Below are 15,023 nucleotides of genomic sequence, written 5' to 3' on the forward strand. Positions count from 1 at the left end.
CGACGATCCTAGCGCCGTGATCTTGTCCCTCTCGGACAACAGAGTTACCGCTCGGTAGCCGATACCTTCGGACCATGGCTCGCTCTGTTCTCGTAACCGGCGGCAATCGCGGCATCGGCCTCGCGATCGCCCGCGAACTCGCCCAGGCAGGCGACGACGTCGCCGTGACCTACCGATCCGGACAGCCCCCCGAGGGACTGTTCGGCGTGCGCTGCGACGTGACCAGCACGGCGGACGTGGACGCCGCGTTCGCGAAGGTCGAGGCCGAGTACGGCCCGGTCGAGGTGCTCGTGGCCAACGCGGGCATCACCCGGGACACGCTGCTGCCGATGATGAAGGAGGAGACCTTCACCGACGTCATCGACGCCAACCTCACCGGCGCCTACCGGGTCGCCAAGCGCGCCACCCGGGGCATGCTCCGGCTCAAGCGGGGACGCATCGTGCTGATCTCCTCGGTGGTGGCGATGCTCGGCTCGGCCGGGCAGAGCAACTACGCCGCCTCCAAGGCGGGCATGATCGGCTTCGCCCGGTCGGCGGCCAGGGAGCTCGGCTCGCGCAACATCACCGTCAACGTGGTCGCCCCCGGTTTCGTGGAGACCGACATGACGGCCGAGCTGGACGAGGCGTACCAGGAGCAGATCAGGAAGAACATCCCGCTGGGCCGGTACGCCAGCGCGGAGGAGATCGCACGCGTGGTCAGGTTCGTGGCCGGCGAGGACGCCGCCTACATCACGGGGGCCGTCATCCCCGTCGACGGCGGCCTGGGAATGGGACACTGACATGGGAATCCTCGACGGCAAGCGACTCCTGATCACCGGTGTGCTCACCGACGCCTCCATCGCCTTCACGGTGGCCAAGCTGGCCCAGGAGGAGGGCGCGCAGATCGTGCTCACCGGCTTCGGCCGGCTCAGCCTGGTCGAGCGCATCGCCAAACGGCTGCCCGAGCCGCCCCCGGTGCTGGAGCTCGACGTCACCAGCGAGGAGCACCTCGGCTCGCTGGCCGACCGGGTCGGCGAGCACCTGGGCGGACTGGACGGGGTGGTGCACGCCATCGGCTTCGCCCCGCAGAGCGCCCTGGGCGGCAACTTCCTGAACACCTCGTGGGAGGACGTGGCGACCGCCCTCCAGGTCTCCACGTACTCGTTCAAGTCGCTCGCGACGGCCGCGCTCCCGCTCATGAAGGAGGGCGGCGCGATCGTCGGCCTGGACTTCGACGCGACCAAGGCGTGGCCGGTCTACGACTGGATGGGCGTGGCCAAGGCCGGGCTGGAGTCCTGCTCGCGCTACCTGGCCCGCGACCTCGGCAAGCACGGCATCAGGGTCAACCTGGTGGCGGCCGGGCCGATCCGGACGATGGCGGCCAAGAGCATCCCCGGCTTCGTCGAGTTCGAGGACAGCTGGCCCGCCAAGGCCCCGCTCGGCTGGGACGTCAACGACCCGGGCCCGGCGGCCAAGGCGTGCGTCGCCCTGCTGTCGGACTGGTTCCCCGCGACGACCGGTGAGATCGTCCACGTCGACGGCGGGGTGCACGCCATCGGGGCGTGACGTTCCCCGGCGTTCCCGGGGGCGTCCCCGGGGCCTTCGGTGCCCCTTCCGTGCCGTTCTCGCGTCCCGGCCGTGCCTCGCCGCCCGGCCGGGACGACGGCGTTCCCGGGGTCACGCCACCCGGTGGTGGTGTCCCGGCGGGACCGGCTCGAACGGTATCGACTCCTTGATCTTCCGCCTGCTGTAGAGCAGGCGGACCGCGAGGATGGCCCCGACGAGCACCACCGTGGTGAGCACGGTGCCCGCGGTGTCGGACGACCTGGTCGGCGTCACCGGCCGCTCGTTCCTCATCTGCCGCTGCAGCTCCTGCATCAGCGGGGCCGGCCAGAGCAGTTCCACCCGGGGGGCCTCGGCGTCGACCACGGGCGACGGGCGGGGGGACGGTCTGCGGTCCTCGCCGACGGTGAGGGGGTGCGGGTCCGGCGGCCGTGACGGCGCGTGCCAGGTCACCGCGGGCAGCGGGGTCCTGCGGGTGGGCGCGGGGCTCGGGCTCCGGGAGGGCTTCGGGGTCCGCGAAGGGCTCGGGGAGGCCTGCGGCGAGGCCGTCTCCTCCGGGAGGGCGTCGGCCGACGGGGCGGTGCATCCGGGGGAGGCCGACGCGGACCGGCAGGGGGCGTCGAGGGTCTTGGGCGCGTCCTGTGACGTCCTGGCGGTCTGGTCCTGGCCTGAGGAGTCCTGCGGCCTGTCGGGGGCGGGGGCCTTCGTGGGCGCGGCGTCCGGTGCGCGCGTCGGCTGCCCGGTCGGCGGCTCCTGCTCGGCGGGCGGCTCCTCCTGTACCGGGGGGACCTCCTCGCCGCCGTTGCGCTTCTCCTTGTGCTCCTTCTCGTGACCCCTGCCGCGGTCGTCGGAGGGCGACGAGGGCGGCGGCGTGGCGAACGAGAACGGGGAGGACAGCAGCGGGGCCGGAGGGACGCCGACGCCGCCGACGCCGCCGACGATCCTGTCCGTGACCCCGTTCACCGCACGGCAGAGACCGCCGGTGACGGCGCCCAGCAGCCCTTCGTGGTCACAGCCGTCCGCCCGCGTGCCCGTGTCGCCTCGCGGGTCCGTGCCGTCCCGCGTGGTGTGCGCGGGGGTGAGGGGCACGGGCGTGACGTTCGAGGGCATGACGGCGGTCCGCGCGGCGCTCACGGGCGCGATGGCGGCCGCCGGGATTCCGCTCCCCAGCGCCAGCGCCAAGATGCCCGCGGACATCGCAGCTCGCACTCGTCTCCTTCCCCCGGTCCCGGCAACGGCCGTGGCACCTCGCCGATGTCCGGACCCCCTGCCCGTCTGTCAGACAGTTTTGTAGGGGGGCTCGCTTTTTCCACGGAAAGTCGTCCTTCGGTATCGACTAGTGATACGTGAGACGAATTCTCGTTCTGCTCTTTCCCGTTCGCTTCACCGGGAGCGGCCCTCCCGTCGAGGCCGCCCGTCCCGTCCGGTACCGTGCCGCCCTCCCGGCCCGCCGTCACGGCCCGTCACGGCCCGTCACGTGCCCGTGCGGCTCGTACACGTTCTGTACGCGCTGTACGCGGCGCGTGCCGCCCCTCAGTCGGCCGAGACGTCGTCGAGCGCCTCCCTTATCTCCACCGGCAGCGTCAGCTCCTCGGCCTGGAGCACCCCGGACAACTGGGCGTGGGTACGGGCCCCGACGATGGCGGAGGTCACCCCCGGCTGGTCGCGTACCCACGACAGGGCCACCGACAGCGGGGAGACGCCCAGCCCCTCGGCCGCGGTCGTCACCGATTCGACCACCCGGCGGCACCGCTCGTCCAGGTAGGGCGTGACGAAGTCGGCGAAGTGCGGGGTCGCGGCCCGCGAGTCCGCGGGGATCCCGGTGCGGTACTTGCCGGTGAGCACCCCTCGCCCGAGCGGGGACCAGGCCAGCACGCCCGCGCCCACGTGCTCGGCCGCGGCGATCAGCTCGCGCTCGGCCTCGCGGGCCAGCAGCGAGTACTCCACCTGGGCCGCGACGATCGGCACCCGGCCGGGGACCGCCCGCTGCCCCACCGCGGCGGCGGCGAGCTGCCAGCCCGCGTAGTCGCAGACCCCGGCGTACGCGGCGCGTCCCGAGGACACGATGGCGTCCACCGCGGCCAGGGTCTCCTCCAGCGGGACGTCGGGGTCGAAGGCGTGCAGCTGCCACAGGTCGACCTCGTTGACGCCCAGACGGGTCAGGGAGGCGTCGATCGCGGCGATCAGGTGCTTCCTGGAGGCGTCGCGGGGACGGCGGCCGGCCGGGGTGAGCACGGCCTTGGTGGACAGCACCAGCTCCGAGCGCGGCACCGAGTCGCGCAGCAGCCGCCCGAGCAGCCGTTCGGCGTCACCGCCCGTGTAGACGTCGGCGGTGTCGATGAGCGTGCCGCCGGCCTCGGCGAACGTGCGGAGCTGCGCCGCGGCCTCCTCGGCTCCGGTGTCACGCCCCCACGTCATCGTCCCGAGACCCAGGCGGGACACCGACAGGCCGCTCCGGCCCACATAGCGCTGCTCCATGATCCGGCCAGATTACCGCCCGGCCACTTAAAAGTAGTGGAGTGAGGGCTGCAAGACTTGGCCCCGTGACGACCTTGTTGCTGGCCAGACACGGCCTTACCCATCTCACCGGCCCGGTGCTCGCGGGCTGGACCCCCGAGGTCCACCTCAGCGACGCGGGACGGGCCCAGGCGGAGGGGCTCGCCGCGCGGCTGGCCGGCCTGGAGCTCGACGCGATCGTCTCCAGCCCGCTGGAGCGCTGCCAGGAGACCGCGCAGGCGGTCGCCGGGGGGCGGCCGGAGGCCGAGGTGCTGACCGACGAGCGCTTCGGCGAGTGCCGCTACGGCGACTGGACGGGCCGCCCGATCGCCGAGCTCGTCAAGGACCCGCTGTGGCCGGTCGTCCAGGCCCACCCGAGCGCGGTGACCTTTCCCGGGGGCGAGTCGCTGGCGGCCGTGCAGCACCGCGCCGTGACCGCCGTCAGGGAGTGGAACGAGCGGCTGGGCCCGAAAGCGACCTACCTCGTCTGCAGCCACGGAGACGTGATCAAGGCCATCGTGGCCGACGCCATGGGGCTTCACCTGGACCAGTTCCAGCGGATCACGGCCGATCCGGCCTCGCTCACCGCCGTTCGCTACACCCCCCTGCGTCCCTTCGTGCTCAGGCTCAACGACATCGGGGGAGATGTGAGCGGATTGCGGCAAAAGGAGGGTTCGGAGGGCGAGGAGGGGGGAGAAAATTCCACCGGGAGCGATGCCGCAGTCGGCGGCGGATCCGGGACCACGTAAGGTCGGGCTATGCCGGTCTTCGACTACGATCCACCCGAGAGATTCGTGGCCGGTGCCGTGGGGCAACCGGGATCACGAGCCTTCTTCCTGCAGGCTCGGGGCCAGGGCAGGCTGACCACCGTGGCGCTGGAGAAGTTCCAGGTCGCGGCGTTGGCCGACCGTCTCGACGAGCTGCTCGACGAGGTGCTGCGGCGGGGCGAGGGCGACGTCCCGATGCCCGCCGTCCAGGCCGCGCCGGCGGACAACGCCCCCCTGGACGTGCCGATCAGCGAGGACTTCCGCGTGGGCGCCATGGCGCTCGCGTGGGACTCCGAGGCGGCCCAGGTGGTCATCGAGGCCCAGGAGGCGGTCGCCGAGGAGGAGGAGTTCGACCCCTCGGAGACGGACGAGCCCACGGTACTGCGCGTTCACATCAGCCCCGTCGCCGCACGGGCCTTCACCAGGCGGGCCCTGGCGCTCGTCGCCGCCGGGCGCCCGCCCTGCCCGCTCTGTGCCCAGCCCCTCGACCCCGAGGGGCACATCTGCGTGCGGCTCAACGGTTACCGGGGTAATAGCGCTTCAGCTGCTGGAGGAGGCGAATGAGTGCTGAGAGCGAGCCGACGCTGAGTGCGGCGCCGGCCACGGGGCTCGACGAGGAGACCGCGACGCGTCTGCTCCGGAACGGAAGGCTGGAGGTGGCGGGCCGCCTGGTCGAGGCGACCAACATGACGCTCTACTGCTCGATACGGCACGCCGGGCTCTCGGCGGCCTGCGTGTACAAACCCGTGCGGGGCGAGCGCCCCCTGTGGGACTTCCCCGACGGCACCCTGGCCGCCCGCGAGGTCGCCGCCTACGAGGTGTCCGCGGCCATCGGCTGGCGGATCGTGCCGCCCACCGTCTACCGTGACGGCCCCTTCGGTCCCGGCATGTGCCAGCTGTGGGTGGACACCGACCCCGAGATCGACCTGATGGTGCTGATCCGCAGCCGCCACCCCTCGCTGCGGCGGATGGCGGTCTTCGACGCGGTCGTCAACAACGCCGACCGCAAGGGCGGCCACCTGCTGCCGCTCGCCGACGGCCACATCTACGGGGTCGACCACGGGGTCTCCTTCTCCGCCGAGGACAAGTTGCGCACCGTGCTGTGGCAGTGGCGCGGCAAGCCGCTGTCGCGCGAGGCCATGAACGTCCTGACCCGCCTCGAACGCGACCTAGAGGAGGGCCGCCTCGGGAACCGCCTGCGCGAGCTCCTCACCTCCCACGAGGTCGAGGCCACCTGGGCCCGGGTCCGCAGGCTCCTCGACACCGGCCTGCACCCGATGCCCTCCAAGGACTGGCCCGCCATCCCGTGGCCGCCGATCTGAGCCCTTCACCCCCTGCACCACCGCGCGACCCTCACCACCGCGCGACCCTCGCCGCCCCGCGGCCCCACCGTCCCCGCGACCGGCCCGCCGGGACGATCCCACCGGGAGAGCCGTCCCCGGACGACCGTCCCCGGACGACCGTCCCCGGACGACCGTCCCCGGACGACCGTCCCCGGACGACCGTCCCCGGACGACCGTCCCCGGACGACCGCGCCCGGACGACCGCGCCGTGACGCCGGGACGGCCTCGCCGTACGGACCCTCGCCGTACGCACCCCCGCCCCGACGGCGTGCCCGCCGAGGGCGTAACCTCCCGGCATGTGCACGGTTGTCGTCAGCATCGATCCGAGCGCCGAGATCCCCCTGATCGTGGTCGGGGTGCGCGATGAGTTCACCGACCGTCCATGGGTCCCCCCGGGCGAGCACTGGCCGGGGGAGCGTCCCGGCCTGATCGGCGGGCGTGACCTGCGGGGCGGCGGTACCTGGCTGGCGGTCGATCCCGGGAGCAGGAGGGTCGGGGCCGTCCTCAACGGGCACGGCCTGCCCGCCCCGGACGCGACCCGCCGATCGCGGGGCGACCTGCCGCTGATCGCGGCGGCCGGGGAGGACCTGCCCGAGAGCGGCCTGGGCGGCTACGACCCCTTCCACCTGCTCCGGGCCGACCTCGGCGGGGCCCGGCTGTGGCACTGGGACGGGGTCGCGCTGGGGCGGGAGGACCTCCCCCCGGGAACCCACATGATCGTCAACAGCGGCTGGGAACGGGGCGAGGAGGACGAGCGCGTCGCCTTCTTCCGGCCGCTGTTCGCCGCCGCGGAGCGCCCGTCCGGGCTCGACGGCCCCTGGGAGAGGTGGCGGGAGCTCGCCACCGGCGCGGGAGTGCCGTCCGGCGACCCCCGTACCATGATCGTCAATCGTGATCTGCCCGAGGGCCGGGTCTTCGGGTCGGTGTCGGTCACCCTGCTGGGGCTGGCGCCCGGGGGTGTCCGCTACGAGTTCACCGCCGACCCCCGGGACCCGGCCGCCTTCGGCGTGATCCTGCCGGAATGATCTGGTGAGCCCCCGGGGTTGAGGTGAATGTCCTTGTTCACCACCCCGGGGTGACCGGGATGGTCGGTTCGCTGGATAGGCTCCTTTTTTGACGTCCTCCCATGGCCGGCGCCGGGACCACCGGCCTCCCGCGGTCCGGATCCCCGCCGGCACCGGGCGGTCCGCTCCGCTTCCCCTCCCGGGGTTAGAATCCGGGGTCCCCACGCTGGAGGTATGTGATGAGATCGTGGTCGGCGCCGACGGTTCCCGGGCTTCCCGGTGCCGGTGTCCCGCTGCGGCTGTTCGACACGGCCGCGCGCGAGGTCGTCACCACGCGGCCGGGTGCCACGGCACGGATGTACGTCTGCGGCATCACCCCCTACGACGCCACCCACATAGGGCACGCGAACACCTATCTCGCCTTCGACCTGGTCAACCGGGCCTGGCGGGACGCCGGGCACGAGGTGCACTTCACCCAGAACGCCACCGACGTGGACGACCCTCTGCTGGAGCGCGCGGAGCGGACCGGCGTGGACTGGCGTGAGCTGGCAGAGCGTGAGATCGAGCTGTTCCGGACCGACATGGAGGCGCTGCGCATCCTCCCGCCGCGCGACTACGTGGCCGTGACCGAGGTGATCGACCAGGTGGCGGACCTGGTCGAGGTGCTGCGCGACAAGGGCGCCACCTACGAGCTCGACGGGGACGTCTACTTCGACGTGTCCGCGGCCCCCAAGTTCGGCGCCGTGTCGGGCTACTCCGAGGAGCGGATGCTGGCCCTGTTCGGCGAGCGCGGGGGAGACCCCGGCAGGCAGGGCAAGAAGCACCCCCTGGACTGGCTGCTCTGGCGCGCGGAGCGCCCGGGGGAGCCGTCCTGGCCCTCGGTGTTCGGGCCGGGCAGGCCGGGCTGGCACATCGAGTGCACCGCGATCGCCCTGGCGAACCTGTCCGGAGGCTTCGACGTCGCGGGCGGCGGCTCCGACCTGATCTTCCCGCACCACGAGTGCGGGGCCCACGAGGGCCATGTGGCGTCCGGCGAGTGGCCCTTCGCCAAGGCCTACGTCCACGCGGGCATGGTCGCCCTGGACGGCGAGAAGATGTCCAAGTCCAAGGGCAACCTGGTCTTCGTCTCCCGCCTGCGCCGGGAGAGCGACCCGATGGCCATCCGGCTGGCGCTGCTGGCCCACCACTACCGCTCGGACTGGGAGTGGACGGCCGGCCTGCTGGCCTCGGCCGAGGCGCGGCTGGCGCGCTGGCGCTCGGCCGCGGCGCTGACGGCCGGCCCGGACGCCGGTGCCGTGCTGGAGCGGGTACGCGACCGGATGGCCGACGACCTGGACGCCCCGGGGGCCCTGGCGGTCGTCGACGACTGGGCCGAGCGGGCCCTGTCCGGGGGCGGGACCGACCCGGACGCCCCGGCCCTGGTCGGGCGGATCACGGACACGCTGCTGGGGATCGCCCTGTGACCCCCTGACCCCCTGACCCCCGGGACCGCGCTCTGTGCTCCGGGCTGCTCCCCGGCGCCCCTGTGGACGCCGGGGAGCCCCGATCTCCCCTGAGCACCGGGGGATCCGAAGGCCCGGCGGGGAGCGGCGCGACCGGGGAAAGAGCGGGTGAAAACGAGCGAGCCCGCCCCGCTCGCGCGGGACGGGCTCGATCTGAAGTCTTTGTCAGACCATCAGACCAGGTCAGATGACCTGAACCTGGTCGGCCTGCGGGCCCTTCTGGCCCTGCGTGGTGACGAAGCTGACACGCTGGTTCTCCTCCAGGCTGCGGTAGCCGCCGGAGTTGATTGCCGAGTAGTGCACGAAGACATCGGCGGTGCCGTCATCCGGTGCGATGAATCCGAAGCCCTTTTCGGCGTTGAACCACTTAACGGTGCCCTCAGACAAAACTACTTCTCCTCATTGGGAGCCTCACCGAACCGCCAGGTCGGCGGCACGGGGCTGCGTTGCGGACCCTACCATGCACCCGCGGAGACCATCCGGAGAAACCTGTAACGTCCGCTGTCGGCGGACTCTCATAAGCACTTGAGATGATAAGGCTAAGCGAGCATTACGACTGCAACAACCTAACTCTATCGCCCCGCATCGAGACGCACAACTCACGAGATGGAGGCGAGGAACCGCTCCCGATCCTCGGCGGGCAGGCGGTCGACGAACAGGGTTCCCTCGAGGTGGTCGGCCTCGTGCTGCAGCACCCGGGCGAGCATGCCCAGCGCCCGGACCGTGACGGGTCTGCCGAACATGTCGCGGCCACGCGCCGTGACCATGTAGGAGCGTTCCAGTGGCCACCAGTGGCCCGGCGCCGACAGGCAGGCCTCGTCGGCGGTGATCCTGCGCTCGGACAGCTCCAGGCGGGGGTTGACCAGGTGACCGGACCTGCCGTCCAGCTCGTAGACGACCACCCGCAGCGGGACCCCGATCTGCGGCGCGGCCAGACCGGCACGGCCGGCCCCCGCCCGCATCGTGGCCTGGAGCGACTTGACCAGGACGCGCAGCTCCCGGTCGAAGACGGTCACCGGCTCGGCGACCGTCCGCAGCACGGGATCGGTGAAGGGTCGGATCGGCTGGACGGCCACGCACACTCCCCGCAGAGGTCGAATCGGCATCGAGGACGGTTCCCGCTGCCGCCGTGGCTCAACCGTCACCCTCCGGGACCCCGTGTTTCGGTCATGTTGCCGGAGTGCGGCGTGTGCATTGCATATTTCCACGGTTAGTCACATGTAACCGGCGCACCATCACACATAGTGAATGTGCGTAACCGCCCCCTCGTAGTTTTCGGACCGAAGCCCCGAAAACCCGCAGGAGGAACGATGGCGAAGCCCTGGATCAGTGACTGGCGGCCCGACGACCCGGACTTCTGGCAAGGCCAGGGCAAGAGGGTGGCCCGGCGGAACCTGATCTTCTCCATCTTCGCCGAGCACCTGGGGTTCACGCTGTGGACCGTGTGGAGCATCGTGACCGTGAAGATGGGCTCCTACGACTTCTCCACCGACCAGCTCTTCTGGATCGTCTCACTGCCCAACCTGGTCGGCTCGGCCCTGCGCATCCCCTACACCTTCGCCCCCGCCAGGTTCGGCGGCCGGAACTTCACCGTGGTCAGCGCCCTGCTGCTGCTGATCCCCGCGGTGCTGCTGGCGTTCGCGGTCGGTGACCCGAACACCCCGTACTGGGTGTTCCTGGTGATCGCGGCCACCGCGGGCCTGGGCGGCGGCAACTTCGCCTCCAGCATGGCCAACATCACCCACTTCTACCCTCAGGGCAGGCAGGGGACGGCGCTCGGCCTCAACGCGGCGGGCGGCAACATCGGGGTCAGCTCCGTGCAGCTCGTCATGCCCCTGGTGATCGGCGCGTTCGGGCTGGCCGCGGCCGGGCTGTTCTGGATCCCGTTCATCCTGGCCGCCGCGCTCGGCGCCTACTTCTTCATGGACAACCTGACCTCCGCCAAGGCCAGCCCCGCGGACCAGCTCAAGGTCGCCGGACGGGCCCAGACCTGGATCATGTCGCTGCTGTACATCGGCACGTTCGGCTCGTTCATCGGCTACGCCACGGCGTTCCCGCTGCTCATCAAGAGCCAGTTCCCCGAGCAGGCCTCCCTGGTCGCCCTGGCCTTCCTCGGCCCGCTGGTCGGCTCCCTGATCCGCCCGGCCGGAGGCTGGCTGTCGGACCGGCTCGGCGGCGCCCGGGTGACGCTGGTCAACTTCGGCGCCATGGCCGGCGCGGCGGCGCTGGTCTGGCAGGGCCTGGCCCAGCACGCCTTCCCGCTCTTCTTCTGCGCCTACATGCTCCTGGTCGCCACCACCGGAATCGGCAACGGCTCCACCTACCGCATGATCCCGGCGATCTTCCGGGCCAAGGCCGTCGCGGGCCTCGCCCCGGGCACGACGGCCTACGAGGCGGCGCTCGCGGTCGGCAGGCGGGACTCCTCCGCGGCGGTCGGGATCATCTCCGCGATCGGCGCGTTCGGCGGGTTCTTCATCAACCGCGGGTTCGGCAGCTCCATCGCCGCGACCGGGGGAGCCGGTGCCGCGCTGGGTTCGTTCGCCGCCTTCTACGTGCTGTGCGCGATCCTCACCTGGGCCTGCTACCTGCGTACCGCGGGTTCGGTGCCCAGCCTGGCGGCGGCCCGCGTGTGACCGGCGGCGCGCCGGGCACCCCGGGCCCGCCGGGCGAGCCGGGCACCCCGGCACGTCCGGAAAGCCCGGCACGCCCGGGACCCGGTGCGCGGCGCGCCCTCACATCCGGCGCGGGCCCGGCCGACGGACCACTCACACCCGCCTCATCGCGCATGTGAACGCGGTTAGCGGCTTGTAGCACATCGGTAACAGGGGGGACCTCGCGGTGAAACCGCCTGAAAGCACCATCGGATCCATGCCGGTCTCACTTCCCGCCCCGCCGCCTGTGAAGGCCGGGACGGCGACCCACTGCCCGTACTGCGCCCTGCAGTGCGGCATGAACGTCGCGACGGGTGAGACGATCACCATCACCCCGCGCCAGGACATTCCCGCCAACGCGGGAGGACTGTGTCAGAAGGGCTGGACCGCCGGTGAGCTCCTCACCGGTGACCGGCTCACCACCCCCCTGCTGCACGGTGAGGAGGTCGGCTGGAACGAGGCGCTGGACTTCGTCGCCGACCGGATCCGCGCCGTCCAGGCCGCCCACGGCCCCGACGGGGTGGCCGTGTTCGGCGGCGGCGGGCTGACCAACGAGAAGGCCTACCAGCTCGGCAAGTTCGCCCGGGTGGTGCTGCGGACCAGCCAGATCGACTACAACGGCCGGTTCTGCATGTCCTCGGCCGCCGCGGCCACCGGCCGCGCCTTCGGCATGGACCGCGGCCTGCCGTTCCCGATCACCGACCTGGCCCGCGCCGACGCGGTGCTGCTGGCCGGCGGGAACGTGGCCGAGACCATGCCGCCCTTCGTCCGGCACCTGGCCGCGATGCGCGAGGCCGGCGGGCGGCTGATCGTCATCGACCCCCGCGTCACCCCGACCGCCCGCCAGGCCGACCTGCACCTGCAGCCCACCCCCGGCACCGACCTGGCGCTGGCGCTGGGCCTGCTGCACATCGTCGTCGCCCAGGGCGACGTCGACGAGGACTACGTGGTCGCCCGCACCACCGGGTTCGAGGCGGTCCGCACCTCGGTCGCGGCCTGGTGGCCCGAGCGGGTGGAGCGGATCACCGGCGTGCCGGTCGCCCGGATGCGCGCCGCGGTGGCGATCCTGGCCGCCGCGGACCGGGCCGCGATCCTCACCGGCCGCGGGGCCGAGCAGCACGCCAAGGGCACCGACACGGTCGGCGCGTTCGTCAACCTGGCCCTGGCCCTGGGCCTGCCCGGCCGCGAGGGATCGGGGTACGGCTGCGTCACCGGCCAGGGCAACGGCCAGGGAGGCCGCGAGCACGGACAGAAGGCCGACCAGCTCCCCGGCTACCGGAAGATCGACGACCCGGCCGCCCGCGCGCACGTCGCCGCGGTATGGGGCGTCGACCCCGACGAGCTGCCCGGCCCGGGCCGTTCGGCCTACGAGCTGCTGGACGCGCTCGGCACCCCCACCGGTCCCCGGGCGCTGCTGCTGTTCGGCTCCAACCCGCTGGTCTCGGCGCCGCACGCCGGGCGGGTGGCCGAACGCCTCGGCGCGCTGGACCTGCTGGTGGTCTCGGACATGGTCCTGTCGGAGACGGCCGCCACGGCCGACGTGGTCCTGCCCACCACCCAGTGGGCCGAGGAGAGCGGCACCATGACCAACCTGGAGGGACGGGTGCTCTTGCGCCGCCGGGCGATCGACCCGCCCGCGGGGGTGCGCAGCGACCTGGAGATCCTGCGCGGCCTGGCCGCGCGGCTGCGCGGCACGGACGGCTTCTCCGCCGACCCCCGCGAGGTCTTCGACGAGCTGCGCCGCGCCTCGGCCGGCGGGATCGCCGACTACGCGGGCATCACCTACGAGCGGATCGCGGCCGAGACCGGCGTGTTCTGGCCGTGCCCGGCCGAGGACCACCCCGGCACCCCGCGTCCGTTCCTGGACCGCTTCCCCACCCCCGACGGGCGCGCCCGCTTCCTGCCGGTCGAGCACCGCCCGCCCGACGAGGACGTCGACGCCGAGTACCCGCTCTACCTCACGACCGGGCGCGTGCTGGCCCACTACCAGAGCGGCGCGCAGACCCGGCGGATCGCCGCGCTCAACGCGGCTGCACCGGAGGGCTTCGTGGAACTGCACCCAGACCTGGCCGAACGGCTGGACGTGACGCACGGCGAGAGGCTGCGGGTGATCGGCCGGCGCGGCGAGACCGAGGCCCCGGCCAGGGTCAGCGCGGCCATCCGGCCCGACACCGTGTTCATGCCCTTCCACTGGCCGGGCGTCAACCTGCTCACCAACCCCGCCCTGGACCCGGTGTCGCGGATGCCGGAGTTCAAGGTGTGCGCGGTCAGAGTGGAGCGTGCCCGATGACCCGGATCGTGGTGGTGGGCAACGGCATGGCCGGCGCCCGCCTGGTGAGCGAGATCCGCGCCCGTGACCGGCACGTGGGACTGACCGTCTTCGGCGCCGAGCACGGCCAGCCCTACAACCGGGTGCTGCTGTCGAACGTGGTGGCCGGGACGATGCCCCCCGACCAGGTGCGGCTGCTGGACCCGGCCTGGTACGCCGACCACTCGGTGACGGCCGTGCCCGGCGTCGAGGTGGTCGCGGTGGACCGGGAGAGCCAGTTCGTGATCACCGCGACCGGCAGGCGCGAGCCGTACGACGTCCTGGTCCTGGCGACCGGCAGCGAGGCCGTGGTGCCGCCGGTGCCGGGCGCGGAGCGGGCCGTGACGTTCCGGACGATGGACGACTGCCACGCGATCCTGCGGGCGGCCGGATCGGCGCGGCGCGCCGTGGTGGTCGGCGGCGGGCTGCTCGGCATCGAGGCGGCCAGGGGCCTGGCCGGGCGCGGGCTGCCGGTGACGCTGCTGCACCTGGCCGGGCACCTGATGGACCGCCAGCTCGACGCCGAGGCCGGGCTCGTGCTGGGCCAGACCCTGGGCGGGCTGGGCGTGGAGATCAGGACCGGCGTCACCGTCGAGGAGATCGCCGACGACGGCGTGCGGCTCTCCGCCGGCGAGCTCGTCGAGGCCGACCTGGTGGTGCTGGCCTGCGGCGTCCGCCCGGTGACCGCTCTGGCCAGGGACGCGGGCCTGGAGGTGGCGCGCGGGATCGTCGTCGACGACGAGATGCGCACCGACGACCCCTCGATCTTCGCGATCGGCGAGTGCGCCGAGCACCGGGGCAGGGTCTACGGGCTGGTCGCCCCGGCCTGGGAGCAGGCCGCGGTGGTCGCCGACCTCGTCACCGGCACCGACAAGACCGCCCGCTACCGGGGGTCGCGGCTGGTGACCCGGCTCAAGGCCAGGAGCGTGGAGCTGGCCGCGATGGGCGAGACCCACCTGACCGAGGACGACGCCGAGGTCGTGCGGTTCAGCCACCGGGCCACCGGCACCTACCGCAAGCTGGTCATCCGGGACGGCCGCCTGGTCGGCGTGATCCTGCTGGGCGAGACCTCCACGGTGGGCAACCTCACCCAGCTCTTCGACCGGGGAGGGCCGCTGCCGGGCGACCGGGCGGGGCTGCTGTTCCCCGGCCTGTCGGGCGGAACGGTCGCCGAGAGCCCGGTCAGGATGCCCGACGCGGCCAGGGTCTGCCAGTGCAACAACGTGACCAAGGGCCAGATCAGGGCCTGCTGGGAGTCCGGTGCCCGGGACGTCGCGGCCGTGGCGGCCGCCACCCGGGCCACCACCGGCTGCGGCGGCTGCCACGACGCGGTGGAGGGCATCGTCGACTGGCTCTGCGAGCAGGAAGGGGTCTCGGCATGACCGGCGGGACGGGCGCGGGGCGGACGGA

Annotated in this window: 14 protein-coding genes; 10 read left to right on the forward strand and 4 right to left on the reverse strand. The window is 72.7% G+C overall.

Features of this window, described 5'->3' with window-relative positions; translation table 11 throughout:
- Positions 1-74 precede the first annotated feature (74 nt).
- Together ACIBCT_RS14780 and fabI are read left to right on the forward strand one after the other, a co-directional pair.
- Entirely contained in the window at positions 75-779 is a 705-nt protein-coding gene (locus tag ACIBCT_RS14780) for a beta-ketoacyl-ACP reductase (RefSeq protein ID WP_399188570.1), read from the forward strand.
- A 1-nt stretch (position 780) separates the two neighbouring features.
- The gene (gene fabI / locus ACIBCT_RS14785) at positions 781-1,545 is read left to right on the forward strand and encodes an enoyl-ACP reductase FabI (protein WP_344903142.1); all 765 of its coding nucleotides are present in this window, start codon (positions 781-783) and stop codon (positions 1,543-1,545) included.
- 111 nt (positions 1,546-1,656) lie between these two features.
- On the opposite strand, the gene ACIBCT_RS14790 is transcribed toward fabI, so the two are convergent.
- Both ACIBCT_RS14790 and ACIBCT_RS14795 read right to left on the reverse strand, forming a co-directional pair.
- Positions 1,657-2,751 (reverse strand): hypothetical protein, encoded by a 1,095-nt coding sequence (locus ACIBCT_RS14790; protein WP_399188572.1) that lies wholly within the window; start codon positions 2,749-2,751, stop codon positions 1,657-1,659.
- Between the two features lie 324 nt (positions 2,752-3,075).
- On the reverse strand, positions 3,076-4,020 hold the full coding sequence (locus tag ACIBCT_RS14795; protein WP_399188574.1) for an aldo/keto reductase: 945 nt from the start codon (positions 4,018-4,020) through the stop codon (positions 3,076-3,078).
- A gap of 65 nt (positions 4,021-4,085) precedes the next feature.
- Between ACIBCT_RS14795 and ACIBCT_RS14800 the strand changes: the two genes are divergently transcribed.
- From ACIBCT_RS14800 to mshC, 5 genes are all read left to right on the forward strand, one after another.
- Positions 4,086-4,787: a histidine phosphatase family protein gene (locus ACIBCT_RS14800; protein ID WP_399188576.1), complete on the forward strand. Its 702-nt coding sequence runs from the start codon at positions 4,086-4,088 to the stop codon at positions 4,785-4,787.
- 9 nt (positions 4,788-4,796) lie between these two features.
- Complete coding sequence (locus tag ACIBCT_RS14805; RefSeq protein ID WP_399188578.1) at positions 4,797-5,369, forward strand: DUF3090 domain-containing protein; 573 nt, start codon at positions 4,797-4,799, stop codon at positions 5,367-5,369.
- Positions 5,366-6,127 carry an SCO1664 family protein gene (locus ACIBCT_RS14810; RefSeq protein WP_344903126.1) on the forward strand — a complete coding sequence of 254 codons (762 nt, stop codon included), beginning with the start codon at positions 5,366-5,368 and terminating at the stop codon, positions 6,125-6,127. The genes ACIBCT_RS14805 and ACIBCT_RS14810 overlap by 4 nt, the downstream gene beginning before the upstream one ends.
- Positions 6,128-6,444: 317 nt before the next feature.
- Positions 6,445-7,173 carry an NRDE family protein gene (locus ACIBCT_RS14815; RefSeq protein ID WP_399188581.1) on the forward strand — a complete coding sequence of 243 codons (729 nt, stop codon included), beginning with the start codon at positions 6,445-6,447 and terminating at the stop codon, positions 7,171-7,173.
- Between the two features lie 218 nt (positions 7,174-7,391).
- Complete coding sequence (gene mshC, locus ACIBCT_RS14820; RefSeq protein WP_399188584.1) at positions 7,392-8,615, forward strand: cysteine--1-D-myo-inosityl 2-amino-2-deoxy-alpha-D-glucopyranoside ligase; 1,224 nt, start codon at positions 7,392-7,394, stop codon at positions 8,613-8,615.
- A gap of 222 nt (positions 8,616-8,837) precedes the next feature.
- Here mshC and ACIBCT_RS14825 read toward each other — a convergent pair whose 3' ends face one another.
- Together ACIBCT_RS14825 and ACIBCT_RS14830 are read right to left on the reverse strand one after the other, a co-directional pair.
- Positions 8,838-9,041: a cold-shock protein gene (locus ACIBCT_RS14825; protein ID WP_344903117.1), complete on the reverse strand. Its 204-nt coding sequence runs from the start codon at positions 9,039-9,041 to the stop codon at positions 8,838-8,840.
- A gap of 212 nt (positions 9,042-9,253) precedes the next feature.
- A complete protein-coding gene (locus tag ACIBCT_RS14830) occupies positions 9,254-9,760 on the reverse strand; it encodes a peptide deformylase (protein WP_399188586.1) in 507 nt (168 codons plus the stop codon).
- Positions 9,761-9,964: 204 nt separating this feature from the next.
- Between ACIBCT_RS14830 and ACIBCT_RS14835 the strand changes: the two genes are divergently transcribed.
- From ACIBCT_RS14835 to ACIBCT_RS14845, 3 genes are all read left to right on the forward strand, one after another.
- Positions 9,965-11,287: an MFS transporter gene (locus ACIBCT_RS14835; RefSeq protein WP_399188588.1), complete on the forward strand. Its 1,323-nt coding sequence runs from the start codon at positions 9,965-9,967 to the stop codon at positions 11,285-11,287.
- A gap of 235 nt (positions 11,288-11,522) precedes the next feature.
- A complete protein-coding gene (locus tag ACIBCT_RS14840; RefSeq protein WP_399188590.1) occupies positions 11,523-13,595 on the forward strand; it encodes a molybdopterin oxidoreductase family protein in 2,073 nt (690 codons plus the stop codon).
- The gene (locus tag ACIBCT_RS14845; protein WP_399188592.1) at positions 13,592-14,995 is read left to right on the forward strand and encodes an FAD-dependent oxidoreductase; all 1,404 of its coding nucleotides are present in this window, start codon (positions 13,592-13,594) and stop codon (positions 14,993-14,995) included. Before ACIBCT_RS14840 ends, ACIBCT_RS14845 begins: the two co-directional genes overlap by 4 nt.
- Positions 14,996-15,023 lie beyond the last annotated feature (28 nt).

The sequence above is a fragment of the Streptosporangium sp. NPDC050855 genome (assembly GCF_044456585.1).
Taxonomy (GTDB): domain Bacteria; phylum Actinomycetota; class Actinomycetes; order Streptosporangiales; family Streptosporangiaceae; genus Streptosporangium; species Streptosporangium longisporum.